This window comes from Streptomyces angustmyceticus (assembly GCF_019933235.1).
In the GTDB taxonomy this organism is placed as follows: Bacteria; Actinomycetota; Actinomycetes; order Streptomycetales; family Streptomycetaceae; genus Streptomyces; species Streptomyces angustmyceticus.
Map to the genome: position 1 here is coordinate 1279566 of NZ_CP082945.1, position 26750 is coordinate 1306315.

The window sequence follows — 26750 nt, forward strand, 5'->3', positions numbered from 1 at the left end:
GACCTGCTCTGTGCGGATTGACATGTGCTGATCCCACCACCACGCCGAACACCCGATCAAACAACCCTGCACCACACCAGACACAACCAATAGTTGTGCAAGTAAGGTTGGAAGTGTGGATGTTGAAGCACTGCGGACGTTCGTGGCCGTCGCTGAGACCGGCCAGTTCCAGGCTGCGGCCGACGAGCTGGGGATCAGCCAGCAGGCTGTCTCCAAGCGGATCGCGGCCCTGGAGAGGCACATCGAGGTCACGCTCCTGGTGCGGACCTCCCGAGGGTCCCGACTGAGCCTGGACGGGCAGGTCTTCCTGCCGCACGCCAAGAAGGTCCTGGCGGCCATCGAGCAGGCCGAGCAGGCCGTGCGCCCCGGCAGCCGTCCCTTGCGCGTCGATGTCCTCAATCGGCGCATCTCCCCGGCCCAGGCCGTCTACCGGTTCTACCGCTCCCACCCCGAGACGGACCTGGACGCGGTCACGCTGAGCAAGGAGAACGCCGCCCAGGCCGCCCAGGCGGTGCTCGAAGGGACCGTCGACGCGTCCTTCCGCGCCCTGCCGGCAGACCAGGCCCCGGCCGGGATCAGCGCCGAACGGCTCCTGGACGCACCCCTGGAGCTCCTGGTCGGCCCCGGCCACCCGCTGGCTGACGCGCCCGGGGTCAGTCCTGCGGACCTGGCCGGCCACCGCATCTGGATCCCCGGGATCAGGCCGGGCACCGAGTGGGCGGCGTTCTACCAGGCGCTGTCCGAGGCCTTCGGCCTGAGCATCGACGCGCTCGGCCCCAACTTCGGTGACGAGGCCCTGATGGACGCGCTGGCCGACTCGGCCTCGCTGGCCACCCTCGTCGGCGGCGGGGACCGGTACCTGTGGCCCCAGACCCACGACCTACGGCGCATCCCATTGCACGACCCGACCCCGGTCTACCCGCACGTACTGCTGTTCCGCAGCGGAGACCAGCACCCCGTGCTGACCGCGCTACGCGACCATCTGCGCACCACAGGCCCGCGAACACCGCACGACGTGTGGACGCCGGACTGGGCAGACCGCTGACCAGACGCCCGAATCAACGGAAACGCCCTGGCAGCAAAACACCACCCCTCAGATCACCCCCTCCCTCCCCACCCAATACGGATCCCGTAGTTGCCGCTTGAAGAGCTTTCCCGACTCGTCGCGGGGGAGGAGTTCTTCGAAGACGACGGCGCGGGGGGTCTTGTAGCCGGCGAGGTGTTCGGCGACGTGGGTGCGGACCTGCTCGGCGCTGAGGAGTACGCCGGGTTCGGTTTGGAGGTGGGCGGCGAGGACCTCGCCGAACTCCTCGTCGGGGATGCCGAAGACCGCCACGTCGCGGACGCCGTCGAGGGCGAGCAGGCAGCCTTCGATCTCCGCGGGGTAGATGTTGACGCCGCCGGAGATGACCATGTCGTTCCGGCGGTCGCTGAGGTAGAGGTAGCCGTCGGTGTCGAGGTGGCCGATGTCCCCTATGGTGACGTATCCGGGCAGGCCGGGGGCTTCCATGGCGGCGCGCCGGTCGGGGTCGCCGAGGTAGGTGAACCGGGGCCAGCCGTCGCCCGGCTTCAGGTAGATGTCGCCGGTGGCGCCGGCCGGCAGCGGCTGCTTGTCGGGGCCGAGGACCGCGACGTCGCAGGTGTCGGTGGCGCGTCCGACGGTGCCGGGGTGGGCCAGCCACTCCGCGCTGTCGCACCAGGTCACGGCGCCCGTCTCGCTGCCGCCGTAGTACTCGCGCAGCACCGGGCCCAGCCAGTCGATCATGGCGTGTTTGACGTGCGGCGGGCAGGGCGCCGCGGCGTGCACGACGGAGGTCAGCGAGGACAGGTCGTAGCGTTCGCGCACGTCCTTGGGCAGGCGCAGCAGCCGGACGAACATCGTGGGCACGACCTGCACCTGCTCGATGCGGTGCAGGGCGATCAGCCGCAGGAACTCCTCGGCGTCGAAGCGCGGCATGAGGGTGATGTCCAGGCCGGCCGCGAGGGCGAGGACGGCGTGCTGGCTGGGAGAGGCGTGGTAGAGCGGGGCGGGGATGAGGGTGCGTCCGCCGGGGGCGACGGCGAAGCGCTCCAGGAACAGCCGTACGCCTTCGTCGAGTTGCTCGGGGGTGACGGGTTCGCGCAGCACCCCCTTGGGCAGCCCGGTGGTGCCCGAGCTGTAGATGACGGTGGGGGGCCGGTCCCCGGCGGGCTCATCCAGCGGGGCGTGGTCCTCCAGCCACGGGTCCAGCAGCGGGTGCTTTCCGGTGACGGGCGGTGCGCCGATCCCGCAGGCGGCTGCGACACCGGCGGGGACGGCGGCCTCGACGATCCGTACGCCGTCCGGGAGCACGGCGGTCACCGCGTCCAGCAGGTCGCTGTGCGCGAAGACGACCTTGCTGCCGCTGTCGGTGAGCACATGCCGCAGGTCGTCGTGCCGGAAGTGCCAGTTGACGGGGACCGCCGAGGCGCCCAGCAGGGCGGCCCCGGCGGTGATCTCCAAGTGGGCGGGCTCGTTGCGCATCACGACCGCGATCCGGTCGCCGGGCTCGACGCCGGCCGCACGCAGTCCGGTGGCGATCCGCGCCGCACGGTCGAGGAAGGACGGATAGTCGCGTTCATGACCCGCGCAGCGGATGGCCGGGGCGCCGGCGGCGGGCGGGACGACGGCTTCCATGGTGCCTCCAGTGAGTGCGACCGGAGGGCTCATTCAAGCGGCAAGTGCGGTGGGACGCCAGAGTGCTGACGCGGGGTCAGCGATCTCCGGCCATAGGTGGTGGCGCGGCCCCCGGCCGCTCCCGAGGCCGCGCTGAGGTCCGAGGTTTTCCGTCTCCTCGACCTCCTCCGCCCTCAACTTCCGCCTGGTTTCCGCCGGATGCTCCGATGTTTGTCGCGTCCTGGGTCTTCCGGTCCCGGAGGCGGCGCTGCACCATGCGGGATGGCACAGGAGGCACGTACGTGACCAACTGACCCGAGGAGCGAGCGATGCACAGCCGCACCAGACCGTTCCGGCTGCTGGGACTCGTGGGGGTGCTGGGCACCCTGCTGCTGGCCGCCGGTGGCCCCGTGGCCGCCGCGAAGCCCCCGCCGCGGCCCGCCGCGGGACCCGGAACCAACCACGCCATCGACGATCCGTTCACCTCGCCGCGCACCTCGTGGTGGCGTCAGGGCCGGTTCGGGATGTTCATCCACTTCGGCGCGTACTCGAACCTGGAGGGCGAGTACACCCGGCCCGACGGCACGGTGTGCCGCAACGCGGAGTGGATCAAGCGCGAGTGCCGGATCCCGGACGAGGAGTACGAGAAGCAGGCCGCCGCCTTCAACCCGTCCGCCTTCGACGCCGAGGCGATCGTCCGGGCCGCCAAGGACGCCGGCCAGCGCTATCTCGTCATCACGGCCAAGCACCACGACGGCTATGCGATGTGGCCGACCCGGCAGAACACCTGGAACCTGCGCGACCACTCCTCCTTCGACCCGCACCGCGACATCCTCGCCGAGCTGAAGAAGGCCGCCGACGCCGCCGGGATCAAGCTCGGCTTCTACTACTCGATCTGGGACTGGCACGACCCGGACTTCGCCGGCCCGGCGACCTTCCCGCGCTACAAGAAGCGGATGTACGCGCAGCTCAAGGAGCTCGTCGAGCACTACGACCCGGCGCTGTTGTGGTTCGACGGGGAGTGGGACACGGACAACCCCGCCAACCGCTGGTCCCGCCGGGACGGCGCCGACCTCCAGGCGTATCTGCACGGCCTCGACCCCCGCCTGATCGTCAACAACCGGGTCGGCAAGCGCGACGTGGTCGATGGCGACTTCGGCACGCCGGAGCAGGAGATCCCGGCGGAGCCGGTCGACGGGCAGCTGTGGGAGAGCTGTATGACGCTCAACGACCACTGGGGCTTCGCCCGGTACGACACGAACTGGAAGCCGGCGGCGACGGTGGTGCGCAACCTGCTCCAGGTGGCGAGCCGCGGCGGCAACTACCTGCTCAACGTGGGCCCCGACAAGTACGGGCGCATCCCGCAGGCGTCCGTCGACCGGCTGCGGGAGACCGGCGGGTGGCTGGCCGCGCACGGCCAGGGCGACGCGGTCCACGGGGCCGGGTACACGGGGCTGGTGGCGGCCCCGTCCTGGGGGACGGTCTCCCGGCGGGGCGACGCGCTGTACGCCGCGGTCACCTCCTGGCCGGCCGCCGGCACGCCCCTGCACCTCACCGCCAAGGGCCGGTTCGAGATCACCGCGGCCCGGGTGCTGGGCAGCTCCCAGCAGGTGAAGGCCGCCCGCGCCGGTGACGGCTTCGACCTCACCCCGTCCGGCGGCGCCCCCGATCCGCTCGCCGGCGTCATCAAGCTCACCATCGAGCCGCCCGCCGCGGCCCCCGCCGGCACCGGCACCGGGCTGACGGCCCGGAGCTGGGCGAACGACTCCTTCAGCGGGCCGCCCGCGGTGACGGCCGTCGATCCGACGGTGAACAAGGTCTACCGCTTCGACGGATCACCGCACCCGTCGATCCCCGCCGACCACTTCAGCACCCGCTGGACCGGCACCGTCCAGCCGCGCTTCGACGAGACGTACACCTTCACCACCGTCTCCGACGACACCGTGCGGCTGTGGATCGACGGCAAGCCGTTGATCGACAACGCCACCCCGCACGGCCCCACGGTCGACAAGGGGACCGTCACCCTACGGGCCGGACACCGGCACAGCATCCGGATCGACTACACGGAGCGGACCGGCGAGGCGCATCTGAAGCTGCTCTGGTCCAGCCCGAGCCAGTCCCAGCAGATCGTGCCGAGGCAGCAGCTCTACGCCGAGTGACCAGGGCCGCGGCGCACCGGCCGGCGGGCGGGCAGGACGGCGGCACGTTTCCCGCCCCCGGTTGGGCCGTTCGGGTCAACGCGGGGATGGGGGCGGCCCTCCCGGGGCACCGGGCGTGCGCCGGAGCGCCGTTGTCCGTGCCCGCTCCTATTGACGGCCGATGCCGTGGTGCACGCCTGGGACCTGTCCCGTGCGATCGGCGCCGAGGAGCGGCTGCCGGAGCATCTGGCGCGGGCGGCGCTGCGCGAGGTGGAGCCGTACGCCGCCGGGCTCGGCGGCACGGGCCTGTTCGCTCCCGCGGTGGAGCCGCCGGCGGACGCCGACGACCTCACGCGGCTGCTGTGCCTGCTCGGGCGTCGGCCCTGACCCGGAAAGGAAAGAGCCCATGGGTCAGGGCCGGTGCCCGAGTGACCGGTGATTCAGTCGATGCCGCGGAAGATATACGGCTCGGCGGGATCGTCATCGCAGCCGGCGAGGCGCACCGGGGCGCAGCGGTCCCAGATTTCCAGATTGCGGACTTCCTTGATCCGTCCGGGCCGCTCGCCCTGCTTCAAACGGGGCTGCTTGTGTTGAGCCTTGTGCAATGCCACCACGCACTCCTTCTTCAGAGGTATTGGTCCGACGCGGTGGCGCCTTGTTCACAAACCGGGAGGTCGGCCAAGGTTTGTGGCGTTCCCGCGACGGGCCAATGGTGTTGGCGTCTCCCAGAAAGGTCGTCCGTCGCCCCTCAGAGTAACGACGCCGCACTCCGCGCGCTCGGCGTTTTGACGCCGCGATGACACGTCATCGGAAGGTGCGGATACGGCCCCGCTCAGCGACGGGGAATTCGGGGTGGATGTGTGACGCACATCACTCACTCCAATGGCCCTCGGGTTGCTGCATCCGGCCCGGTCCCTAGGCTTGAAGAGTGAGCGGCCGATCCGCCCCGGGTCGCCGCGTGCCGTGGTGCGGGGTGCGCGACGGCAGTGCTACCCATGGGCGGGTGGCATGGTTCTCGGATTCCGGTTACTGGCTGGGGCGGCTGGTCTTCCAGCGCGTGCTGGCCGTCCTCTACCTGGTCGCGTTCGTCGCGGCGGCCCGGCAGTTCCGGGCGCTCATCGGCGCGCGCGGCATGCTGCCGGTGCCCGAGTTCGTGGCGCGGGTGCCGTTCCGGGCGGCGCCCTCGGTCTTCCACTGGCGGTTCTCGGACCGCTTCTTCGCCCTCTGGTCGTGGAGCGGGGCGGTGCTGGCCGCGGCGGTCGCGGCGGGGGCCGCGGACGCCGTGCCGCTGTGGGCGGCGATGGTGCTGTGGGCCGTGCTGTGGGCGATGTACCTGTCCGTCGTGAACGTCGGACAGACCTGGTACAGCTTCGGCTGGGAGTCGCTGCTGCTGGAGGCGGGCACCCTCGCGGTGTTCCTCGGGAACGCCGCGATCGCTCCCCCGGTGCCGGTCATGTGGCTGCTGCGCTGGCTGCTGTTCCGGGTGGAGTTCGGGGCCGGGCTGATCAAGATGCGCGGCGACCACTGCTGGCGGGACCTGACCTGCCTGTACTACCACCACGAGACCCAGCCGATGCCGGGCCCGCTGAGCTGGTTCTTCCACCATCTTCCCGGGCCCCTCCACCGGGTCGAGGTGGCCGCCAACCACGTCGCCCAACTCGCCGTGCCCGTGCTGCTGTTCACCCCGCAGCCGATCGCCGGGTGGGCCGCGGTGGCCATGGTCGTCACCCAGCTGTGGCTGGTGCTGTCCGGCAACTTCGCCTGGCTGAACTGGGTGACCATCGCGCTCGCCCTGTCGGCCGCGGCCCCGCTGTGGGGCGGACCGGCCGCGCCGCTGCCCGCGCCCCCGGTGTGGTTCGCGGTCCTGGCCCTCGCCGCCACGGCCGGGGTCCTCGTCCTCAGCTACCGCCCCGCGCGCAATCTGCTGACCCGGCAGCAGATGATGAACACGTCCTACGAGTCACTGCATCTGGTCAATTCCTACGGCGCGTTCGGGAGTATTACGCGGGTGCGCCGGGAGATCGTCGTGGAGGGGACCGCGGACGCGGTGACCGGGCCGGAAACCACCTGGCTGCCCTACGAATTCCGTGGCAAGCCGGGCGATGTCCGGCGGCTGCCCCGGCAATACGCGCCGTATCACCTCCGGCTGGACTGGCTGATGTGGTTCGCCGCGCTGTCACCGGCCTATGCGCGCTCGTGGTTCGTGCCGTTCGTCGTGCGGCTGCTGGAGAACGACCGGGACACGCTGCGGCTGTTGCACCGCAATCCGTTTCCCGATCTGCCGCCGGCCCGGATCAGGGCGCGGGTGTTCCGTTATCGCTTCACGACCTGGCGGGAATTGCGGGAGACCCGGGCGTGGTGGCATCGCACCGAGGAGCGGGAGTTTCTGGCGCCGGTGGCGCGGTCAGCTCTGCGCGGAAGGCGATGACCATGTCGCGGGCGTGGCGCAGCCCGATGCGGGTGAAGTCGGCTTCCAGCGAGTCGAGTTCGGCCAGCGTCTCGTCCCGGTCGCGGCCGAGGCGGGAGCGGGACTTGGCCAGGCCGAGCCGGGAGAGCGCCTCCCCGCGGGGCTCCTGCATCTCGCGGAACTCCCCCAGCGCGAGGGTGTACATCTCGCGCGCCGACTCGTAACGGCCCGCGCGGTAGAAGACGTTGGCGCGCATCTTGTGGTTGTAGGCGAGCGCGCTGGCCAGGTCCATGGTGCGGCAGATGGCCTCCGCCTCGGACAGCAGGGCGAGCGCCCGCTCCGTCTCGCCCTGTACGGACAGGACGTCGGCGACGCCGCGCAGCGACCAGGCGCGCCCGCGGAAGTCGTCGGCCTCCTCGGCGATGCGGGCGGATTCCTCGAACAGCTCCAGGGCCTTGTCGTAGCCGCCGGTGTTGCGGTGCATCTGGGCTATGCCGGACATCGCCCAGACCATGTGCCGGGCCTCGCCGTGCGCCCGGCCCTGGGCGAGCAGCTGCTCGTGGAGTTCGGCGACCGCTTCGTAGTCGCCCTGGATGCGGCCGGTCTCGGCGAGGCCGGCGAGGGAGTAGCCGTGGGCGAGGCGGTCGCCGCTGCCGTCGGCGAGGGTCACGGCGTGGGCGAGCAGCCGGCGGGCGAGCGGCAGGGAACCGCACTGGCGGGCCAGGGTGCCGCCGCTCCACAGCGCCCAGGCCATGGCGCCCCGGTCTCCGGCGCTGCGGCCGCTGCGGTAGCTCTCCCGCCAGGCGTCGCCCGCCTGCGTCACCCGGCCGAGCCGCCGGTTGGCCTCGGCGACCGCGAGCGCGGCCCGGGACCGCTCCAGGGGTGTGCCGGCCTCGGCGTGCGCCCGGCTCGCCGTCGCCAGCACCTCCTCGTACGAGGAGTTCACGCCCAGTGCCGTGCCCAACTCACCCTGATATTCCGGGGCGAATGCCTTGCCGTACATAGATATCCGTGGCCTCTCGGTCATCTCGGTTCCTTGATCAACAAACTACGAGCCACGGGGGGTACGGCGAATCCGCCCGCGTATGGGTTGTGCTCTACGACTGGAGTGCTACGCGAGGGGCCATGGTCATCACGGGGATGTACGGGATCGTCAGGGTTACCCCGAGGCGTTCGTCAGGGTCCGCCCCTGTGCGGCACCTCGCGCCGGGCGGGTGCCTCACTTGCCGGGAGGCGCGCGAAGAGCCACCCTGCTGGCACGACCTCCCGGTCACGGACCACCGATCGCCGAACACCGAGGTGAGGGATGAGCGCAGCACGTACCGGACCGCCGACCGGGCCGTGGATCGGCCGCAGACGCTTCCTCGGCGTCGCGGCGGGGCTGGCCGCGGCGGGCGGGGCGGGGCAGCTGACCGGGGACCCCGCACCCGCCGGCCGGCCCGCCCCTGAGCACCGCCCGCCCCGCGACCGGCCGCTCTTCCTGGGGACGTACACCTCGGCCCCGGGCGGCGGCACCGGCGTCGGCTTCGGGACGTACGACACCATGACCGGCCGGATCACCGCCACCGGCACCGTGGCGGGCGTCGCCGACCCCTCCTATCTGGCGGTGGCGCCGTCCGGCCGCACCCTCTACGCGGTCGACGAGCAGCAGCAGGGCACGGTGACCGCGCTGGCGCTGTCGCCGGACGGGCCGCCCAGGGCGCTGGGCACCCGCTCCACGGGCGGCGCCGGTCCCTGCCATCTGTCGGTGCACCCCGGGGGCCGCTGGCTGCTGAGCGCCAACTACCTCTCCGGCAGCGTGGCCGTGCATCCGGTCGACCGCGCCACCGGTGCCCTGGGCGAGCGCACGGACCTGGTCACCCACTCCCACCCGCCGCCCGGACCCGGCCAGGACGGCCCGCACGCCCACCAGATCGTCACCGCCCCGGACGGCCGCCATGTGCTGGCCGTCGACCTGGGCAACGACACCGTCTACACCTACCGGCTGGACGAGTCGGCCGGCACGCTCACCGAGGTGTCGTACGCGGCGCTGCGGCCCGGGGCCGGTCCCCGGCATCTGACGTTCCACCCGTCGGGCGCCTTCGCCTATCTGGCGAACGAGGTCGACAACACGGTCGTGGTCTGCCGCTACGACCGGCACAGCGGGCGGCTGACGCCCGGCGCTCCGCAGTCCACCGGGACCGGCCCCGGCACCAGCTATCCGGCACAGTTCCTGGTCACCCGCGGCGGCCGCTTCGCCTACCTCGCCAATCGTGGTCACAACAGCCTCACCCGCTACGCCGTGGAGGCGTCCGGGGCGCGGCTGCGGCTGCTGGACACCGTGCCGGTGGGCGGGGACTTCCCGCGGCAGATCGCCTTCTCGCCGGACCAGCGCCGGCTGTTCGCGGCGAACCAGAAGTCGGGGTCGGTGACGGTGTTCGCGGTGGACGCCCGCACCGGGGCGCTCCGGCGCGCGGGCGAGCCGTTCGCGGCGCCGGTCCCGGTGTGTGTCCTGCCGCTCTGAGCACGGGGCCCGGCCCGCCGTGGCGCGCGCCGCGGACGCCGACACACTGCCGCAACACGGCTGCATGGTTGGCCGGTTAGCGTCGCCTGCCATGAGCACGGGAACGGTACGGGACGACGGCACGACACGGACCGGGGCGGCGACCGGGCCGGCCGGTCTGCGGCAGGGGCTGCAACGCCGCCATATGCAGTTGATCGCGCTGGGCGGGGTCATCGGGGCCGGGCTGTTCGTCGGCAGCGGGGTGGTCATCCGGTCCACGGGGCCGGCCGCCGTGCTGTCCTTCCTGGCGGCCGGCGTGCTGACCGTACTGATCATGCGGATGCTGGCCGAGATGACGGTCGCCCGCCCGGCGCTGGGCTCCTTCTACGCCCACGTCCGCGAGACCCTGGGGCTCCGGGCGGGGTTCACGGTCGGCTGGCTGTACTGGTACTTCTTCGTGATCGTGGTCGCCGTCGAGGCGGTGGCCGGCGGCCGGATCGTCCAGCTGTGGCTGCCCGGCGCCCCGTTGTGGGCGGTCAGCCTGGTGCTGATGACCTTGCTGACCGCGACCAACCTGGTCTCGGCCCGCTCCTACGGCGAGTTCGAGTACTGGTTCTCGACCGTCAAGGTCCTGGCGATCGTGGTGTTCCTCTTCCTCGGCGCCCTGTTCGTGCTGGGCCTGTGGCCGCACTCCCCCGGCGGGCTGGGCAATCTGACCGCGCACGGCGGGTTCGCGCCCGAGGGCGTCGGCGCGGTGCTGGCGGCCGTCGTGCCCTGCATCGGGTTCTTCACCGGCGCGGAGATCGTGACCATCGCGGCCGCCGAGTCGGCCGAGCCGGAGCGGGCGGTGGCGGACGCGATCCGTTCGATCGTGCTGCGGGTGGTGGCCTTCTACGTGCTGTCGGTCTTCCTCGTCGTCGCGGTGGTGCCGTGGACGTCGAGGGCGATCGAGGTGAGTCCGTACGCGGCGGTGCTGGACCGGCTCGCGGTGCCCGCGGCCGGCACGGTCATGAACGCCCTGGTGCTGATCGCCGTGCTCTCCTGCCTGAACTCCGCGCTCTACACGTCCTCCCGGATGCTGTTCGCGCTCACCCGGCACGGGGACGCGCCCCGCGGCTTCACCGCGGTCAGCGCGAGCGGGGTGCCGCGCCGGGCGCTGCTGGCCGGGACCTCGGTCGGCTACCTGTCGGTCGTCGCGGCCTGGATCTCGCCCGACGTCGTCTTCGAGTTCCTGATCAACTCCTATGGTGCGATCGCCCTGTTCGTCTATCTGGCGATCGCCGTCGCGCAGGTGCGGATGCGGCGGAAGCTGGAGCGCACCGAGCCGGAGCGGCTGACGCTGAGGATGTGGCTGTTCCCGTGGCTGAGCTGGGTGACGGTGGCGCTGATGGCGTCGGTGATCGGGGCGATGGCGTTCCTGCCGGACAGCCGCGCGCAGTTCTGGCTGAGCCTGCTGACGGTGGCCGTGGTGCTGGCCGGGTACGAGGTGCGGCGCCGGAAGGGTCCGGCCGCCGCGCCGCGGACGCCGGACGGGGCGGGGGCGTGACGGTCTGAGGGCTCGGTGTCGGGGGGCTGACGGCTCGGCAGCCGGGGGGCGGCGACTCTGCGTCCGGCAGCCCGACGGCCCGTGCGCGGCGGCCTGACGGCTCGGTCCCGACGACTCCACGCCGGACGACCCGAGCAGCTCACCCGCCCGGCCGGCCGGTCTCCCCGTCGGCCAGGTACTGCCGCAGCAGCGTGCGCAGCTCGGTCTCGAACTCCGCGTATTTCCGGCGCAGTCGGTCCCCGGGCCAGTCGCCGGGCAGCAGCGCGGCGGGCAGCAGCGGGTCGGCGAGGAGATGGCGGAGTGCGGCCGCCGCGATGGTGAAACGGTCGGAGGGGGTGGCGGCGCGGTCGAGTGCGCCGGTCAGGGCGTCGGCACGGCGCGCCCAGGCGGCCAGGTCCCACAGCCGGGCGGCGAGCGCGGCCGGGTCGCCGTCCGGGGTGCCGGTGAGCCAGGTGCACTGCTCGGTGACGACGGCGGGCCGGGGCCGGTCGAGGTTGGCGGGGCGCAGCCAGCTGCCCTCACGGAGTTCGGCCAGCCGCAGTTCGGCCATGGCCTGGCGCAGTGCGGTGCGCTCGGCGGGGGGCCTGCCCTCCGCCGTGGCGACCACGGCGATCTCCCAGTCCCCGCTCCAGGGCCGGGTCCGCGGGGCGCGGCTCTCGTCCTGCCGGGCCTGGCGCGCCAGGAGGCGGGTGGTGAGGGCGTACGAGCCGTCGGCCTGGTGCAGATCGCCGGCGGCCACCATGCGGGAGAGCGCGACCCGGACAGTGCCCTCGGCGATGCCGAACAGCTCGCCGACCCGTACCAGGGCGCGCGCGGGCAGCCGCGGCGGGTGATGGCCGAGGAGGGTGCTCAGCACGATCGAGCGTGCGGTGAGCGGCCGCAGCGCGAGGGCGGCGGCCCCGGTGCGGCCGGGAGTGCCGGTGTCGTCGTCGTTCATATGTGCACGAAATTCTAGTCAGCCGGGCATGGGCATTACAGTCTTTCCACAGCTGTTCTGTTTCTGTAACGTCGAGGTATGACCGTCACCCATGAAGTCGTGAATCAGGCCCCGCCGCTGACCGGGTTCAGCGCGGCGGACGAGCCGGCCCTGCTGGAGGCGCTGGTCCGGGACGGCGCCGGGTGGGGCACCGGGGAAGTGACGGAGCTGGGCGCGCTGGCCGGTTCCGCCGCGGTGCAGGACCAGGCGCGCTGGGCGGAGGAGCAGCCGCCCCGGCTGCACACCCACGACCGGTTCGGGCACCGCGTCGACGAGGTCGCCTTCCACCCGGCCTGGCACCAGCTGATGACCGTCGCGGTGGAGCACGGTCTGCACGCCGCGCCCTGGGCCGACGACCGCCCCGGGGCGCATCTGGTGCGCGCCGCGAAGTTCTACGTCTGGTCGCAGGCCGAGGCGGGGCACGGCTGCCCGATCTCGATGACGTACGCCGCCGTCCCCGCGCTGCGCGCCGCACCGGAACTCGCCGCGCGGTACGAGCCGTTGCTCACGGCCCGCGCCTACGACTTCGGACTCCGGGCGCCGCTCACCAAGTCGGGCCTGATCGCGGGCATGTCGATGACGGAGAAGCAGGGCGGCTCCGACGTACGGGCCAACACCACCCGCGCGGTGCCGGCCGGCGACGGCAGCTACCGCCTCACCGGCCACAAGTGGTTCACCTCGGCGCCGATGAGCGACGTCTTCCTGGCGCTGGCGCAGACCTCGGAGGGGCTCGGCTGCTTCCTGGTGCCGCGGGTGCTGCCGGACGGCACCCTCAACGGCATGCGGCTGATGCGGCTCAAGGACAAGCTGGGCAACCGCTCCAACGCTTCCTCCGAGATCGAGTACGACGAGGCGGTGGCCTGGCCGGTCGGCGAGCCGGGCCGCGGGGTGCGGACCATCGTCGAGATGGTGAACATGACCCGGCTGGACTGTGTGCTGGGGTCGGCGGCCGGGATGCGGGCGGGGCTGCGGCAGGCGCTGCACCACACCGCGCACCGGCACGCCTTCGGGCGGGAGCTGGACCGGCAGCCGCTGATGCGCTCGGTGCTCGCCGACCTGGCGGTCGAGTCGGAGGCGGCGACGCTGCTGGGGATGCGGCTGGCGAGCGCCGTGGACCGGTCGCAGGCCGGGGACGCCGGGGAGACGGCGCTGCGGCGGCTGGCGCTGGCGGCCGGGAAGTACTGGGTGTGCAAGCGGGGCAGCACCCACGCGGCGGAGGCGCTGGAGTGCCTGGGCGGCAACGGCTACGTCGAGGACTCCGGCATGCCGCGGCTCTACCGGGAGGCGCCGCTGCTGTCGATCTGGGAGGGCTCGGGGAACGTCGCCGCGCTCGATGTGCTGCGGGCGCTGGGCAAGGAGCCCACCGCGCTGGAGGCGTTCCTCGCGGAGGTGGAGACCGCGGCGGGCGCCGACCGCCGGCTGGACGCGGCGGTGGCCGGGGTCCGCAAGATGCTCGGCGGGCTCGGCGATCCGGAGCGGGCGCAGCTGATGGCGCGGTCGCTGGCGGAGCGGCTGGCGCTGGTGCTGCAGGGGTCGCTGCTGGTGCGCTACAGCCACCCGGCGGTCGCCGACGCGTTCTGCGCCTCGCGGCTCGACGGCGAGTGGGGCAACGCCTTCGGCACCCTGCCGGCCGGCGCGGACCTGGCCGCGATCCTGGAGCGCAGCCGCCCGGCGGCCGGGAGCGGGGCCTGATGTCCGTACGGGTGGAGCGCGCCGGGCCGGTGACGACGGTGGTGCTGTCCCGGCCGGCGTCGCGCAACGCGGTGGACGGCGCGACGGCCGACCAACTCGCCGATGCCTTCCGGGAGTTCGACGCCGACGACGGTGCCAGGGTCGCGGTGCTGTGGGGCGAGGGCGGGACGTTCTGCTCCGGCGCCGACCTGAAGGCGATCGGCACCGAGCGCGGCAACCGGGTGGCGCCGGACGGGGACGGGCCGATGGGGCCGACCCGGATGCGGCTCGGCAAGCCGGTGATCGCGGCGGTCGCCGGCCATGCGGTGGCCGGCGGTCTGGAGCTGGCGCTGTGGTGCGACCTCCGGGTGGCGGAGGAGGACGCCGTCTTCGGGGTGTTCTGCCGGCGCTGGGGGGTGCCGCTGATCGACGGCGGTACGGTCCGGCTGCCGCGGCTGATCGGCGCGAGCCGGGCCATGGACCTGGTACTGACGGGGCGTCCGGTCCCGGCCGCCGAGGCGCTGGACATCGGCCTCGTGCACCGTGTGGTGCCGGCCGGGACGGCTCGTGCGGAGGCCGAGCGGCTGGCGGCGGAGATCGCCCGCTTCCCGCAGGCGTGCCTGCGCAGCGACCGCGCCTCCCTGCTGGACCAGGAGGGCAGGGACGAGCGGTCGGCGCTTGCCGCGGAGCTCCGGCACGGCCAGGGAGTGCTGGCCGAGTCGAGGGAGGGCGCGGCCCGGTTCGCCGCGGGAGCGGGACGGCACGGAGCGCCGGACGGTGGCCCGGACGCCCCTTAGGGGCCGTCACCCTCCGGGACGCCGGCGGTTCCGTGGGGCGGGCGGGCCGCGTCCGCGGGCGGAGGCGATCGCTTACGGTTCTCCGGACACCGACGCCCGCCCCGCCCGCCCCGTCCGCCCCGTCCGCCCCGTCCGCCCTGTCCGCCCCGAGGAGCGCACCCCATGAGCGACCTGAACTACCCCGAGCGGGGCGGCACTCGGCACGCCCCGCTGCCGGCCGGCTACCACCACCTCCACGAGGAGCTGCCGCTCGGCCACGGCCGGGCGGTGCTGGCCGCGGCCGGCGAGGCGATCAGCACCTTCCGGATGCACCGCGCGGCCGGCACCCGCATCCGGGCCGGCGCGCCGCGGGCCGCCCCGGGCGTGGACGTCGAGGTCTCGCTGGGCCTCGGCCCGCTGCGACTGCGGGCGCCGTGCACCGTGGTGTGGACCGTGGACGAGGCGGACCGCGTCGGCTTCGGCTACGGGGCCCGGGAGGGCCATCCCGAGTGCGGCGAGGAGGCGTTCGTCGCCGAGCTGCGCGGTGACGGCTCGGTGTGGTTCACCGTGACCGCCTTCAGCCGCCCCGCCCGTGCGCTCACCCGCCTGGCCGGCCCGCTGGTCCCCGTCTTCCAGCGCCAGTACGTCCGCCATCTCGGCCGCACGCTCCGCCGCCTCGCGAACCCCCGGTGACGGCGGCGGGCGGCCCCGGAAGCGGCCCGATCACCTGACGGGCACGATCAGCGGCGCGGGCTCGTCCGACCCGCCGTCACCTCCCGGTCCGGCGATCCGCTCACCGCCTGATGCCCCCTGGAACACGCTTTGTTACCGGCGCGTAGAGGTGTGCCGCGCGATCGCCATACGTCCACCCCGGCTTCATCATTTCGTCACCATCACCTCTGCCGACCGTGAAAGAAATCCAGGCATGTGTGAAGACGAACTGATCCCGCCGCAGGCGGACATGACCGAGCAGGAGTGGCTGCGGACCGGATCGGCGGCGACGGCCGGGGGGCCGCCGCCGCGTACGACGGGGCGCGTGCCGCAGTGGGTGAACCGGCGGACGCTGCTGGGCGGCGCCATGGCCGGCGCGGCGCTCACCCTGCTGCCCTCGCCGGGCCAGTCGCCCGCGTCGGCCGCGCCCCGCCGCCAGGGCCCGGGGGCCTTCCCGTTCCCCGAACACCCCAACGGCAAGGGCGAGTTCGCCGTGCTGGTCACCGGCGACGCGGGGACCGGCGACGAGGCGCAGTACGCGGTGGCGGCCGCCGCGCGGGACCTCTGCGAGGCCGAGGGCATCGGCCTCGCCGTGGGGCTCGGCGACAACATCTACGAGAACGGCCCGGAGTCCGACGACGACTCGGAGTTCCAGGACAAGTTCGAGAAGCCCAACAGCGGCATCGACGTGCCGTGGCTGATGGTGCTGGGCAACCACGACTGCTCGGGCCTGATCCCCGGCAGCGGCGGCGATCCGTCGCGCGGTGACCGGGAGGTCGCCTACGCCGCCACGTCGCGGCGCTGGTACATGCCGGACCGCTACTACAGCGTGCCGCTGCCGGCCGCCGACCCGCTGGTGGAGTTCTTCGCGATCGACACCATCCCCTGGTCGTCGTACGTCGCCCAGCTTGATCCGCACTACCGGTGGGACGGGCCGTACATGCGCGAGCAGCGCAGCTGGCTGGAGGGCGCGCTGCGCGCCTCGCGGGCCCGCTGGAAGGTGGTGATCGGGCACCACCCGTACCTCAACAACGGCAAGCACGGCAGTGCCGGTTCCTACGACGGCTTCGAGATCGGGAACTACACCAGCGGCGTCCATCTGAAGGACATGTACGAGAAGGTGGTGTGCGGGCGGGCCGATCTGATCCTGTCCGGTCACGACCACACGCTGCAGATCCTGGAGCCGACGGCCCGTACGGGCGGCACCCGGCAGGTGGTGTGCGGCGCGTCGGCCAAGACGGAGGACGGGGTGGCCCACTTCGGTCACCCGGCGGCCTGGCAGAACTTCTCCGACCACGGGTTCATGGTGCTGAAGGTGTCCGGCGCGCGCCTGACCATCGACGCCTACACCGTCGATGTGGCCACCCGGAAGGCCACCCTGCGGCACCGGGCCCGTCAGACCCGGCCGGTCGCGGGGGCGGCACCGGCGCACGCCTGACGGCGGGGCCGCCCGGCGGTCGGGCCCGGGGGCGCGGATCGTGAACGCATCCCGTCAAGGGTCCTGCCCGACCGGGGAGTTACCGGGGGCTCGAAGGGCGGACGCGGATCGGCTCCGGGGCGACCGCGGACCGGCTCCGGGCGGGAGCGCGGCTCGCGACGTCCGGCGACAGGGCAGCGCCCGACAGCGCCGGGCGGGTGACGGCTCCGCGGCCCCGCCGCCCCCGTCACCCGTCCTCCGTACCCCCGGACGGCGTCCGGAGCACCGGACGTGCGGGGCCCCCGGCCCGCGCCTAGGGTGAGCGCATGGCCGCGTTCCGGTGGATATCGGCCCCGGTCAACGGCCCGCGACCGTGGGCACGAGGCAGGCTCGGCCCGGCGTCGCCGGCCGCGACGCCGTGCTGCCCTCGCCACCCGCTGATGCCCGTCCCGCACCGCGCGGCCACGAGGTCCGGCACGCCATGACCGACGCACCTCCCGACCCGTTCGACGCGGAGTACGACCCCCGGGCAGGCCGGGACTGGCGCCTCGTCGAGGAGCACGCGCCCGGAGTGTCGCACGGTGAGCCGATCGGCCTGCGCGAGCGGCTCTCGCTCAACCGGATGGGCACCTTCGACTGGGATCTGGACCGCGGCTCCCTGGACCTGGACCCCGGTGCCATGGACGTCTTCGACCTGCGCCCGGACGAATACGGCGGCGTACCGGCGTCCCTGGTCGGCCGGGTGCCGCCGGAGGAGTGCCGCCGGCTGGACGAGGCCCTGTCCCAGGCCCTGCTGGACGGCCACTCCTCCTACGGGGCGTACTTCCGGGTCCAGTGCCGCGACGGGGCCCAGCGCTGGACCCACGCCCAGGGGCGGATCCTGCACACCGCGGACGGGGCGCCGTACCGGGTCATCGGCATCGTCCGGGAGGCGACCAGCGAGCTGGCGGACTCCGCGCTGCTGCGCTCGCTCCAGCAGGAACGCCAGCGGCAGACGGTGATGGTGCAGCAGACCACCGCCGCGCTGGCCCGTGCGCTGTCCGTCAAGGACGTGACCCGGGTGCTCACCGGAAGCGGCGGCGCCCGGCGGTTCGGCGCGGACGGGCTGGTCCTCGGCCTGGTCGAGAACGACGACTTCGAGGTCATCGCCACCGCCGGGCTGGAGGGCGAGGTGCCCGAGGACATGATGACCTCGCGGCTGGACGACACCCTGCCGCTGGCGGACGCGGCACGCGGGCGCCGCGCCGTCTTCCTCGGCACCCGCGGCGAGCTGATCGCCCGCTATCCCCGGCTGCGCCCGTACACCGAGGTGCTGCCGGCGGGCAGCGCGGCGTTCCTGCCGCTGATCGCGCAGGACACCGTGATCGGGGCGCTGGGGCTGTTCAACGCCGAGCCCGCGGTGCAGTCGCCGGAGGCCAGGAACCTGGCGCTGGCGCTGGCCGGTGTCGTCGCGCAGTCGGTGCAGCGGGCGACCCTCTTCGACCAGGAGCGGGAGTTCGCGACGGGGCTGCAGGCGACGATGCTGCCGCGCCGGCTCCCGCCCATCGAGGGCGGCGCGGTCACCGTCCGCTACCACCCGGCGAGCGTCGGCCGGGACATCGGCGGCGACTGGTACGACGTGATCGCCCTGCCCCAGGGGCGGACCGGGCTGGTGGTGGGCGACGTCCAGGGCCATGACACCCACGCGGCCGCCGTGATGGGCCAGCTGCGGATCGCCCTGCGCGCCTACGCCAGCGAGGGGCACTCGCCGGAGACGGTGCTGGTGCGGGCGTCCCGGTTCCTGGCCGAGCTGGACACCGAACGGTTCGCGACCTGCACCTACATCCAGGCCGACATGGAATCGGGGGCGCTGCACCTGGCGCGGGCCGGCCACCTCGGCCCGTTGATCAGCAACAGCTCCCGGCACATCGACTGGCCCGAGGTCCGCGGTGGCCTGCCGCTCGGCCTGGCCACGGTCTTCGGGCGCGACCACTTCCCGGAGACCCAGCTGTTCCTGGAGCCCGGGTCGACGCTGCTGCTGTGCACCGACGGCCTGGTCGAACAGCCCGGCCAGGACATCACCGCAGGCATCGAGGCGCTGTCCGCGGCGGTGCGCACCGGGCCCACGGAGCTGGAGGCGCTCGCCGACCGGCTCTCGGACCATCTGTGGGCCGACCCCGGCTCGGAGGACGACATGGCCCTCCTGCTGCTGCACCGGCTGCCCGTCTCCGGGGCCGTCGCCACCCCGCGGCTGCGGCTGCACGTCCACCAGGCCGACCCGTCGGGCACCGCGGAGGTCCGCTCCGCGGTGCGCCGCACCCTGGACCAGTGGCGGGCGGGCACCGTCGTGCACAACATCGAGGTCGCCGCCTCCGAGCTGATCGCCAATGCGCTGACCCACACCGAGAGCGGCGCCCTGGTGTCCATGGAGCTGCTGCCCGGCACTCCGCGCCGGATCCGGCTGGAGGTCGAGGACCGCTCCAGCCGGTGGCCGCGGCGGCGCAGCCCCGGCGAGACCGCCACCTCGGGGCGCGGGCTGATGCTGGTCGAGGCGCTCGCGGACGAGTGGGGCGCCGAGCCGCGCGGCGCGGGCAAGGCCCTGTGGTGCGAGTTCGCGGTGCCGGACGGACAGGAGGCGGCGCGGCCGGGGTGACGCCCCGCCATCTCCTGTGGAGGCGAGGCGGCGACCGCCGGTCCGGGGCAGGGGTCAGGCTCTGCGACGCCCCGTCAATTGTGCTGCGGGAGAGGGCGGATACGCCCGGACGGCCCGGGAACGGCAAGGGCCGAGCCGACCAACCTGGCCGTTGGCCGGCTCGACCTGACCGGAACGTACACCCTCACATCCGTCACGGAAACCGCCCCGGCGCAGGCGCGCACCGGGAGCGCTTCTTTCCGGCCCGGTTCAGTCCTCCGGGCCGTACCACAGGGTCGTCATGTTGCAGAACTCCCGGATGCCGTGCCCGGACAGCTCCCGCCCGTAGCCGGAGCGCTTGACGCCGCCGAAGGGGATGCCCGGGTGGGAGGCGGTCATCCCGTTGAAGAAGACACCGCCGGCCTGCACGTCGCGGGCGAGGCGCTGCTGTTCGTCGGGGTCACGGGTCCAGGCGTTGGAACCGAGCCCGAACGGGGTGTCGTTGGCCAGGCGCACCGCCTCGTCGAGGTCGGCGACGCGGTAGAGCGTGGCGACCGGGCCGAACGCCTCCTCGCGGTGGATGCGCATCCCGTCGGTGATGCCGGACAGCACCGTCGGCTCGTAGAACCAGCCCGCGCCGTGCTCGGGCGGCCGCCGGCCGCCGCACAGGGCGGTGGCGCCCCGGTGGACCGCGTCGTCGACGAGTTCCTCCAGGTCGGAGCGGCCCTGTTCGCTGGAGAGCGGCCCGATGTCGGTGTGCTCGTCCATCGGGTCGCCGACGGTCAGCGCGGCCATGCGGGCGGTGAACCGCTCGGCGAAGGCGTCGTGGACGTCCTGGTGCACCAGGAAGCGCTTGGCCGCGATGCACGACTGCCCGTTGTTCTGGACGCGTGCGGTGACCCCGACGCGGACCGCCTTGTCGAGGTCGGCGGAGGGCAGCACGATGAACGGGTCGCTGCCGCCGAGTTCGAGGACGGTCTTCTTGACCTCGTCACCGGCGGTGGAGGCCACCGCGCGGCCGGCCGGCTCGCTGCCGGTGAGCGTGGCGGCGACCACCCGCGGGTCGCGCAGGATGTCCTCGACCGCGCCGGACCCGATCAGCAGGGTCTGGAAACAGCCCTCGGGGAAACCGGCGCGGCGGAACAGCTCCTCCAGGTAGAGCGCGGTCTGCGGCACGTTGGAGGCGTGCTTGAGCAGTCCGGTGTTGCCCGCCATCAGGGCGGGCGCGGCGAACCGTACGACCTGCCAGAGCGGGAAGTTCCACGGCATCACCGCGAGGACGGGGCCGAGCGGGCGGTAGCGCACCACGGCACGGATCGCGCCGGAGTCGCTGACGTCGGCCGGGTCGGGGTGCTCGTCGGCGAGCAACTCCTCGGCGTGGTGGGCGTACCAGCGCATGGTCTTGGCGCACTTCGCCGCCTCCGCGCGCGCCTGGGCCAGCGGTTTGCCCATCTCGGTGGTCATGGTGCGGGCGATGCCGTCCTGGTCGGCGTCGAGCAGGTCGGCGGCCGCGAGCATCCGCTCCTTGCGGTACCCGAAGCTGGTGGTGCGGTGCTCCTGGAATGCCTGGTCCGCCCGGACCAGGTGATCTTCGATCTCGCCCGCGTTGAGGGCGTCGAAGGTCTTCAGGGTCTCGCCGGTGGCCGGGTTGACCGTGGCGATCGCCATGATCAGCACCTCCTCGGTGGTGCGGAAGCGGTGTGCCCCCTGGTCGACGGGGCGAAGGGTCCGGGCGGCTCCTAGGAGAGCGGCGACGGCTCCGGGGACGGCTCCGGGACCGGGTCGGGGTCGGGTCCGGGCGGACGCGGTATCGGCGAGGGTTCCGGCGGTATGGGATCCGGCGGCCCCGGCGGGCTCGGCGGGCCGGGAAGCGGGTCCGGGACGGGCGGCGGGCCTCCCGGATCCGGGGGCGTGGGCTGCGGATCGCGGTCGAGCGTGCGCGCACTGCGCGTTTGCGGTTGCCGCTGCACTGCGGGCCTCCAGACTGAGACGGCTAGTGGCACATGAGCCCCCGTACCCGAGTTTCGCCCGTTCATGGCCCCGGCGCACGGCGGACTGCCGCGGACGGGTTGCGCACGGTCCGCGGGCGTCGTATATGACCTGAACGGACGGCGCCGGACGAGCCGGGCGCGCCCTACATTGCGGTCATGCCCATGACGCGTAGAGGGACGACGAGGCAGTTGGTGGCGGGAGGGGCCGCGAGCGCGGGCGGGGCCACGGCTGCGGGAGGGGCGGCGAGCCCGGGAGGGCGCCCGGTCCGGACGGCCAGGGCGGCCACTGCGGCCGCTGCGGCCAGGGCCATGGCCCGAGGCCGGGGCCGGGCGGCGGTCCAGGTCCGGGCCGCGCACCGGGGCCGGGCCGCCGCGCTGATCTCGGCGGCCGCCGTGGCACTGGTTGCGCTCGCCGCGCCCGCCCCGGCGGCCACCATTCCCATCGGCTCCCCCAAGCACCGCCTCCCCCTCCCCCTCCGCATGGCCGACACCGGCGGCGGCGACCAGTTGATCACCGCCCTGGCGCCCACGGCGGACGCCACCTCCGGGACCGTGCGGTGGTGGCAGCGGCACAACGGCCGCTGGCGGCAGGCGGGTTGGGCACCCGCCCGCTTCGGGTCCGGCGGGCTGACCGAGGGAACCACCCGGGTGCAGGGCACCTCCACCACGCCCACCGGGCTGTACGACCTGCCGTTCGCCTTCGGGATCCTCCCGCCGCCATCCGGGACCGCCGTCCCGTATCGCGGGGTCGGCGCGGACTCCTGGTGGTGCGAGGACAACGCCTCCGCCTCGTACAACCGCTGGGTGGCGCCGCTGCCGCCGGACTGCGCGCCCGGCGAGTCCGAACGGCTGGCGGACCACCCCACGCAGTACGCCCGTGCCCTGGTCATCGGCTTCAACTACCGCCGCCCCGTGCACGGCCGCGGCGCCGGCATCTTCCTCCACGTCAATGGGAAGGGCGCCACCGCCGGCTGTGTCTCCGTACCGGCCGGGGCGATGGCCCGCATCCTGTCCTGGGTCCGGCCGTCCGCACACCCCCACATCGCCATCGGCACGACGCACGGACGGACCGCCCTCACCCGCTACTGACGACTCCCCCGACGAGCCGTCCCGCAGCCGCCGGGCCCACCCCGAACCGGACGACGCGCGGGCCCCGCAGCCTTACGAACCCGCCCCGGAACCACAGGAATACCGCCCCGCCCCGCCACGTTGTGGCCCATGCAGGGGGGCCGCGCACCCCCTACGGGTTCTGTTCCCATCCCCCTAAGGCCGCCAGGCCCCACCCACTCCCTAAGGCTGCGGGTCGCGCGCGTCGTAGCGGGCGAAGGCGCGACGGCCCAGGCCGAGGGCGGTCACCACCAGGACGCAGGCCAGGCCGCCGCCGATCACCGCGGTGGCCGGGGAGGTCAGATCGGCGGCCGTGCCGGCGAGGAAGTCGCCGAGGCGCGGGCCACCGGCGACCACCACGATGAAGACGCCCTGGAGCCGGCCGCGCATCGCGTCCGGCGTCGCGGCCTGCAGCATGGTGCTGCGGAACACCATCGAGATGGTGTCCGCGCAGCCGGCCACGGCCAGGAAGAACAGGCCGAGCCACAGGTGCCGGGAGAGTCCGAAGCAGGCGATGGCCGCGCCCCAGGCGGCCACCGCGATCAGGATGGCCAGGCCGTGCCGGCGGATGCCGCCGAGCCAGCCGGAGAACAGCCCGCCCAGTACGGCGCCCACCGCGGGCGCGGCCACCAGCAGGCCGACGGTCTTGGCGTCCCCGGCGAACCACAGCACCGCGACCGCGGGGAACAGTGCGCGCGGCTGGGCGAGCACCATCGCCGCCAGGTCGGAGAAGAACGTCATCCGCAGGTTCGGGCGGGTGGCGAGAAAGCGCAGGCCGTCCAGGACGGAAGCCCGGCGCCGCGGCCCCTCCCCCTGGTCGGGCCGCATGGACGGCAGGCGCCACATCGCGTACAGGGCGCCGCCGAAGGCCGCCACGTCGATCAGGTACGCGGCCTGGTAGCCCCACAGGCCGACGATGACACCGCCCAGCATCGGCCCGCCCATCAGACCGAGGTTGCTGGTCAGGGAGTTGAGGGCGTTGGCGGCCGGCAGCTGTTCGGGCGGCAGCAGCCGCGGGATCATCGACGAGCGGGCCGGTGAGTTCATCGCGAAGCAGACGGCCTGGAGGGCGACGACGGTGTAGAGCAGCCAGACCCGGTGGTATCCGGCCACCGCGGCGGCGGCCAGCGTGACGGACATCGCGGTGGCCCCGGCGGCGCTGTAGAGGCCCAGGGTGCGCCGGTCGACGGTGTCGGCGATGGCGCCGCCGTACAGCCCGAAGACGACCAGGGGCACCAGGGAGCACAGGCCCACCAGGCCGACCGCGAAGGTGGAGTGGGTGAGGGCGTAGACCTGCAGGGAGACCGCGAGGGCGGTCATCTGCTGGCCCATCCAGGAGATGGTGTTGCCGCACCACAGGCGGCGGTAGTCCGGGGAGAGGCGGAGCGGGGTCAGGTCGGCGAATATCCGCGAGCGCAGGGGTATTTCGCTCTTCTCGGGGGTCGTTGTAGGGGCCACGCGCCGCAGTAAAGCATGCTGCGGGGGGCGCGGCGGGCGGCAGGGCGGGAAGTGGCGCTCGCGCCGGTCACCCCTTACGGGCCCAGCGGTCACCCCTTACGGGCCGAGCGGTCCCCCTTGACGGTCCTGGCGGTCACCCCTTACGGGCCGAGCGGCCGGCGCGCCCGGCCTCCGCTCCCCACGCCCCGGTCGCCCGTCCCCCTGGCCGCCGGCGCCCCCGATCACCTACGGGCCCGGTCGCCTCCGGGCCGGGTCACCCGGCCCACGTCCCTCAGCCGCCCTCCAGCCCGTACACCCTCCGCGCGTTGTCCGCCGCGATCATCGCGCCGACCCGCCGGGCGTCCTCGGCGGACCAGGCCCCGGACGACACCCAGTCGCCGAGGACGGTGCCCAGCGCGGTCCGGAAGAGGGCGCTGCCGACGACGTACAGCTCCGGGAGGCCGTAGGCGTCGGTGGAGAAGAGCAGCTTGCCGAAGGGCGCGAGTTCCAGGAACTCGGCGAGCACGGCAGCGGCGCGCGGGCCGGTGTGGGTGAGGCTCAGCCCGATGTCGGCGTAAACGTGCGGGAACACGGCGGCCAGGTAGGCGGCCTGGCGGTGGTAGGGGTAGCAGTGCAGCAGCACGAGGTCCGTGCCGGTGTCCGCGGTGGTGCGGACCAGGTCGGTCAGCAGCGCCGGGTCGGCGTGGTCGAGGCGGAGGTCGGGGTCGCCGAAGCCGGTGTGGAGCTGGAGGGGGCGGCCGGTGGCGACGGCCAGTTGGACGAGGTGGCGCAGCAGGACCGGGTCGGTGAGCCGGGGCGCGCCCGCGGCCAGCCACGAGCGGGCGGCGGTGTGCACCGCGCCGGGTGCGGGCGGCGCGGGGTCCAGGGCGAGCCCGTGGCGGTAGGCGACGACGGACTTGAAGGCGACGGCGGTGCGCGCCGCGTCCCGGACCGCGCGGGCGAGGGCGTCGGTGAATTCCTCGGCGTCGCGGGTGCCGGCCGCGAGCCGTTCGGCGAGCGTCTCCAGCCGTACGACCTCGAACCCGGCGCCGCCTCCGTCCGCGGCGGTCTCGGCCGGGCCCGTCAGGTCGCCGGGCAGTCCGGTGTCGAGGAGGTAGGTGCCGATGCCGGTGGCCCGCAGCAGACGGCGGCGGGTCTCGGCCGGGCCCAGTCCGGCGCGGCGGGCCAGGTAGCGGTCCGGCGGGCAGTGCGCCGGCAGGCCGAGCAGCGGCGGGCACCAGCGGCGGACCGCGAAGCCGGCCTGGGTGTCGAAGAAGGTGGTGCCGGCGGCGGGCGGCCGGTCCGACTCGGTGAGGTACGCGGCGAACGTGCCGGGGTCCGGGGCGTGCCGGAGCACTCCGTGGCAGTGGTGGTCCACCAGCGGCGGCAGGCCGTCGGCGGGTCCGGGGAGGCTTCCCACGGCGTCCGCGGGCATCACCAGCGCCAGCGGGTGGCGGCGGCGATGGCGTCGTCCTCGCTCTCGGCGAAGTGGGCCTCCTCCGCGCGCCGGACGGCGAGGACCGCGCCGTGCAGCACCTCGCCCATCGCCTCGTGGAGCGGGGCGGACTTCTCCAGCCGGTCGGCCGCCTCGGTGAGGGTGGCGGGCAGCCGGACGATGCCGCGCCGGGCGCGCTCGCGGACGCCGAGCGCGCCCGGGTCGCCGGTCTGGGGCGGCGGCAGCTGGGCCGCGGACTCGATGCCGTGGAGTCCGGCGGCGATGACGGCGCCGACGGCGAGGTAGGGGTTGGCGGCGGCGTCGAAGGTCTTGATCTCGGCGTGGCCGCCGTCCGGGTCGTCGGGGGCGCCGGTGATCAGGCGCAGCGCCGCCTCGCGGTTCTCCACGCCCCAGCACTGGTAGACACCGGCCCAGTGGGAGGGCTGCAGCCGCAGATAGCTGGCGGGTGAGGGGCAGCCGATGGCGAGGAGGGCGGGCAGGGCGTCGAGGACGCCGCCGAGGAAGGCGGTCGCTTCGGGGGCCAGGCCCCATGCGGCGTCGGGGCTGCGGTGCAGGCTGGTGCCGTCGCGGTAGAGCCCGGTGTGGAGGTGGCAGCCGTTGCCGACCTCGCCTGCGACGACCGACGGGGCGAAGGAGGCGCGCAGGCCGTGCCGGACGGAGACGGCGCGGACGGTCTCGCGCACCAGCACCACGTCGTCGGCGGCGCGGACCGGGTCGCCGGGGGCGGTGGTGACCTCGAACTGGCCGGGGGCGTACTCGGGGTGGATCTGGAGGACGTCGATGCCCTGGACGCTCAGTGCCTCGGTGACGTCGCGGAGGTAGTCGGAGAGTTCGACGACCCGGGTCATGCCGTACGCGGGGCCTGTGCAGGGGTAGTCGAGCGGCTCGTCGGCGCGGCCGGGGGCGGGGTGTCCTGCGGGGGCGCGGGTGACCACCCATTCGGTCTCGAAGCCCATCCGCAGTTCCAGGCCGGCCGCCGCGGCCCGTTCCGTCATGCGCCGGGCGAACTGCCGCTGACAGGCGGGGTGCGGCAGGCCGAGCTGATCGTAGCGGTCGGCGGGCGCCCAGGCCCAGCCGGGCTGTGCGGCGAGCGAGGTGACGCGTTCGAGGTCGGGGAAGAGCCGCAGGTCGCCGTCGGGGCCGCCGAGGTGCTCGGAGGCGGTGATGGCGTCGTCGGAGGTGAAGACGTCGAAGACGGGTGACATCCCGATGCCGCGTTCGGCCGCGGCGGCGAGGCGTTCGGCCGGGATGGTCTTGACGCGGGTGATGCCCGCGTTGTCCACCCAGGTCAGCGCCACGTTGCGGACGCCCTCCGCCGAGAGACGCGCCGCCAACTGGCGGGCTTCCTGGCGCTGTTGCGCAGCCCACGAACCCATAGAGCCGTCCTCA

19 protein-coding genes and 1 pseudogene are annotated in these 26750 nt (G+C 73.7%); 12 read left to right on the forward strand and 8 right to left on the reverse strand.

Annotated elements, in window-relative coordinates; genetic code table 11:
* Window positions 1–115 precede the first annotated feature (115 nt).
* Window positions 116–1045, forward strand: a complete 930-nt coding sequence (locus tag K7396_RS06085) for a LysR family transcriptional regulator (protein WP_086717810.1) — start codon at window positions 116–118, stop codon at window positions 1043–1045.
* A 48-nt stretch (window positions 1046–1093) separates the two neighbouring features.
* Here the strand turns inward: K7396_RS06085 and K7396_RS06090 are convergent, their stop codons facing one another.
* The gene (locus K7396_RS06090) at window positions 1094–2656 is read right to left on the reverse strand and encodes an AMP-binding protein (RefSeq protein WP_086717812.1); all 1563 of its coding nucleotides are present in this window, start codon (window positions 2654–2656) and stop codon (window positions 1094–1096) included.
* Window positions 2657–2964: 308 nt separating this feature from the next.
* Here K7396_RS06090 and K7396_RS06095 point away from each other — a divergent pair, with 308 nt between their 5' ends.
* Window positions 2965–4794 (forward strand): alpha-L-fucosidase, encoded by a 1830-nt coding sequence (locus K7396_RS06095; RefSeq protein WP_086717814.1) that lies wholly within the window; start codon window positions 2965–2967, stop codon window positions 4792–4794.
* 150 nt (window positions 4795–4944) lie between these two features.
* Window positions 4945–5160: pseudogene (locus K7396_RS06100) on the forward strand (TIGR03086 family metal-binding protein); the annotation flags it as partial.
* Window positions 5161–5213: 53 nt separating this feature from the next.
* Here the strand turns inward: K7396_RS06100 and K7396_RS06105 are convergent.
* Window positions 5214–5384, reverse strand: a complete 171-nt coding sequence (locus K7396_RS06105; RefSeq protein ID WP_158101079.1) for a hypothetical protein — start codon at window positions 5382–5384, stop codon at window positions 5214–5216.
* Between the two features lie 392 nt (window positions 5385–5776).
* Between K7396_RS06105 and K7396_RS06110 the strand changes: the two genes are divergently transcribed.
* Window positions 5777–7201 carry a lipase maturation factor family protein gene (locus tag K7396_RS06110; protein ID WP_086715812.1) on the forward strand — a complete coding sequence of 475 codons (1425 nt, stop codon included), beginning with the start codon at window positions 5777–5779 and terminating at the stop codon, window positions 7199–7201.
* On the opposite strand, the gene K7396_RS06115 is transcribed toward K7396_RS06110, so the two are convergent.
* Window positions 7095–8183 carry a tetratricopeptide repeat protein gene (locus tag K7396_RS06115; protein WP_086715814.1) on the reverse strand — a complete coding sequence of 363 codons (1089 nt, stop codon included), beginning with the start codon at window positions 8181–8183 and terminating at the stop codon, window positions 7095–7097. The two genes, K7396_RS06110 and K7396_RS06115, sit on opposite strands and share 107 nt — an antisense overlap.
* Window positions 8184–8486: 303 nt before the next feature.
* Here K7396_RS06115 and K7396_RS06120 point away from each other — a divergent pair, with 303 nt between their 5' ends.
* Both K7396_RS06120 and K7396_RS06125 read left to right on the forward strand, forming a co-directional pair.
* On the forward strand, window positions 8487–9683 hold the full coding sequence (locus K7396_RS06120; RefSeq protein ID WP_086715816.1) for a lactonase family protein: 1197 nt from the start codon (window positions 8487–8489) through the stop codon (window positions 9681–9683).
* Between the two features lie 91 nt (window positions 9684–9774).
* Complete coding sequence (locus K7396_RS06125) at window positions 9775–11208, forward strand: amino acid permease (RefSeq protein WP_086715818.1); 1434 nt, start codon at window positions 9775–9777, stop codon at window positions 11206–11208.
* Window positions 11209–11347: 139 nt separating this feature from the next.
* Here K7396_RS06125 and K7396_RS06130 read toward each other — a convergent pair whose 3' ends face one another.
* Window positions 11348–12145, reverse strand: a complete 798-nt coding sequence (locus K7396_RS06130) for a PaaX family transcriptional regulator C-terminal domain-containing protein (RefSeq protein ID WP_086715820.1) — start codon at window positions 12143–12145, stop codon at window positions 11348–11350.
* A gap of 78 nt (window positions 12146–12223) precedes the next feature.
* On the opposite strand from K7396_RS06130, the gene K7396_RS06135 reads away from it, so the two are divergent.
* From K7396_RS06135 to K7396_RS06155, 5 genes are all read left to right on the forward strand, one after another.
* Window positions 12224–13876 carry an acyl-CoA dehydrogenase family protein gene (locus tag K7396_RS06135; protein WP_086715822.1) on the forward strand — a complete coding sequence of 551 codons (1653 nt, stop codon included), beginning with the start codon at window positions 12224–12226 and terminating at the stop codon, window positions 13874–13876.
* Entirely contained in the window at window positions 13876–14652 is a 777-nt protein-coding gene (locus K7396_RS06140; RefSeq protein WP_152104347.1) for a crotonase/enoyl-CoA hydratase family protein, read from the forward strand. Before K7396_RS06135 ends, K7396_RS06140 begins: the two co-directional genes overlap by 1 nt.
* A gap of 162 nt (window positions 14653–14814) precedes the next feature.
* On the forward strand, window positions 14815–15324 hold the full coding sequence (locus tag K7396_RS06145) for a DUF1990 family protein (RefSeq protein ID WP_152104346.1): 510 nt from the start codon (window positions 14815–14817) through the stop codon (window positions 15322–15324).
* Between the two features lie 232 nt (window positions 15325–15556).
* Window positions 15557–16780, forward strand: a complete 1224-nt coding sequence (locus tag K7396_RS06150; RefSeq protein WP_086715102.1) for a metallophosphoesterase — start codon at window positions 15557–15559, stop codon at window positions 16778–16780.
* A 460-nt stretch (window positions 16781–17240) separates the two neighbouring features.
* Window positions 17241–19391: a SpoIIE family protein phosphatase gene (locus tag K7396_RS06155; RefSeq protein WP_086715100.1), complete on the forward strand. Its 2151-nt coding sequence runs from the start codon at window positions 17241–17243 to the stop codon at window positions 19389–19391.
* A 249-nt stretch (window positions 19392–19640) separates the two neighbouring features.
* On the opposite strand, the gene K7396_RS06160 is transcribed toward K7396_RS06155, so the two are convergent.
* A complete protein-coding gene (locus K7396_RS06160) occupies window positions 19641–21038 on the reverse strand; it encodes an NADP-dependent succinic semialdehyde dehydrogenase (RefSeq protein WP_086715106.1) in 1398 nt (465 codons plus the stop codon).
* Window positions 21039–21670: 632 nt separating this feature from the next.
* Here K7396_RS06160 and K7396_RS06165 point away from each other — a divergent pair.
* Entirely contained in the window at window positions 21671–22450 is a 780-nt protein-coding gene (locus K7396_RS06165) for a L,D-transpeptidase family protein (RefSeq protein ID WP_223659684.1), read from the forward strand.
* Between the two features lie 201 nt (window positions 22451–22651).
* On the opposite strand, the gene K7396_RS06170 is transcribed toward K7396_RS06165, so the two are convergent.
* From K7396_RS06170 to K7396_RS06180, 3 genes are all read right to left on the reverse strand, one after another.
* Complete coding sequence (locus K7396_RS06170) at window positions 22652–23926, reverse strand: MFS transporter (RefSeq protein ID WP_223659685.1); 1275 nt, start codon at window positions 23924–23926, stop codon at window positions 22652–22654.
* Window positions 23927–24197: 271 nt separating this feature from the next.
* Window positions 24198–25340, reverse strand: coding sequence for an amidohydrolase family protein (locus K7396_RS06175; protein ID WP_152104345.1), 1143 nt, complete (start codon window positions 25338–25340; stop codon window positions 24198–24200).
* A complete protein-coding gene (locus K7396_RS06180) occupies window positions 25340–26737 on the reverse strand; it encodes a glutamine synthetase family protein (protein WP_152104344.1) in 1398 nt (465 codons plus the stop codon). Before K7396_RS06180 ends, K7396_RS06175 begins: the two co-directional genes overlap by 1 nt.
* Between the last annotated feature and the right edge of the window lie 13 nt (window positions 26738–26750).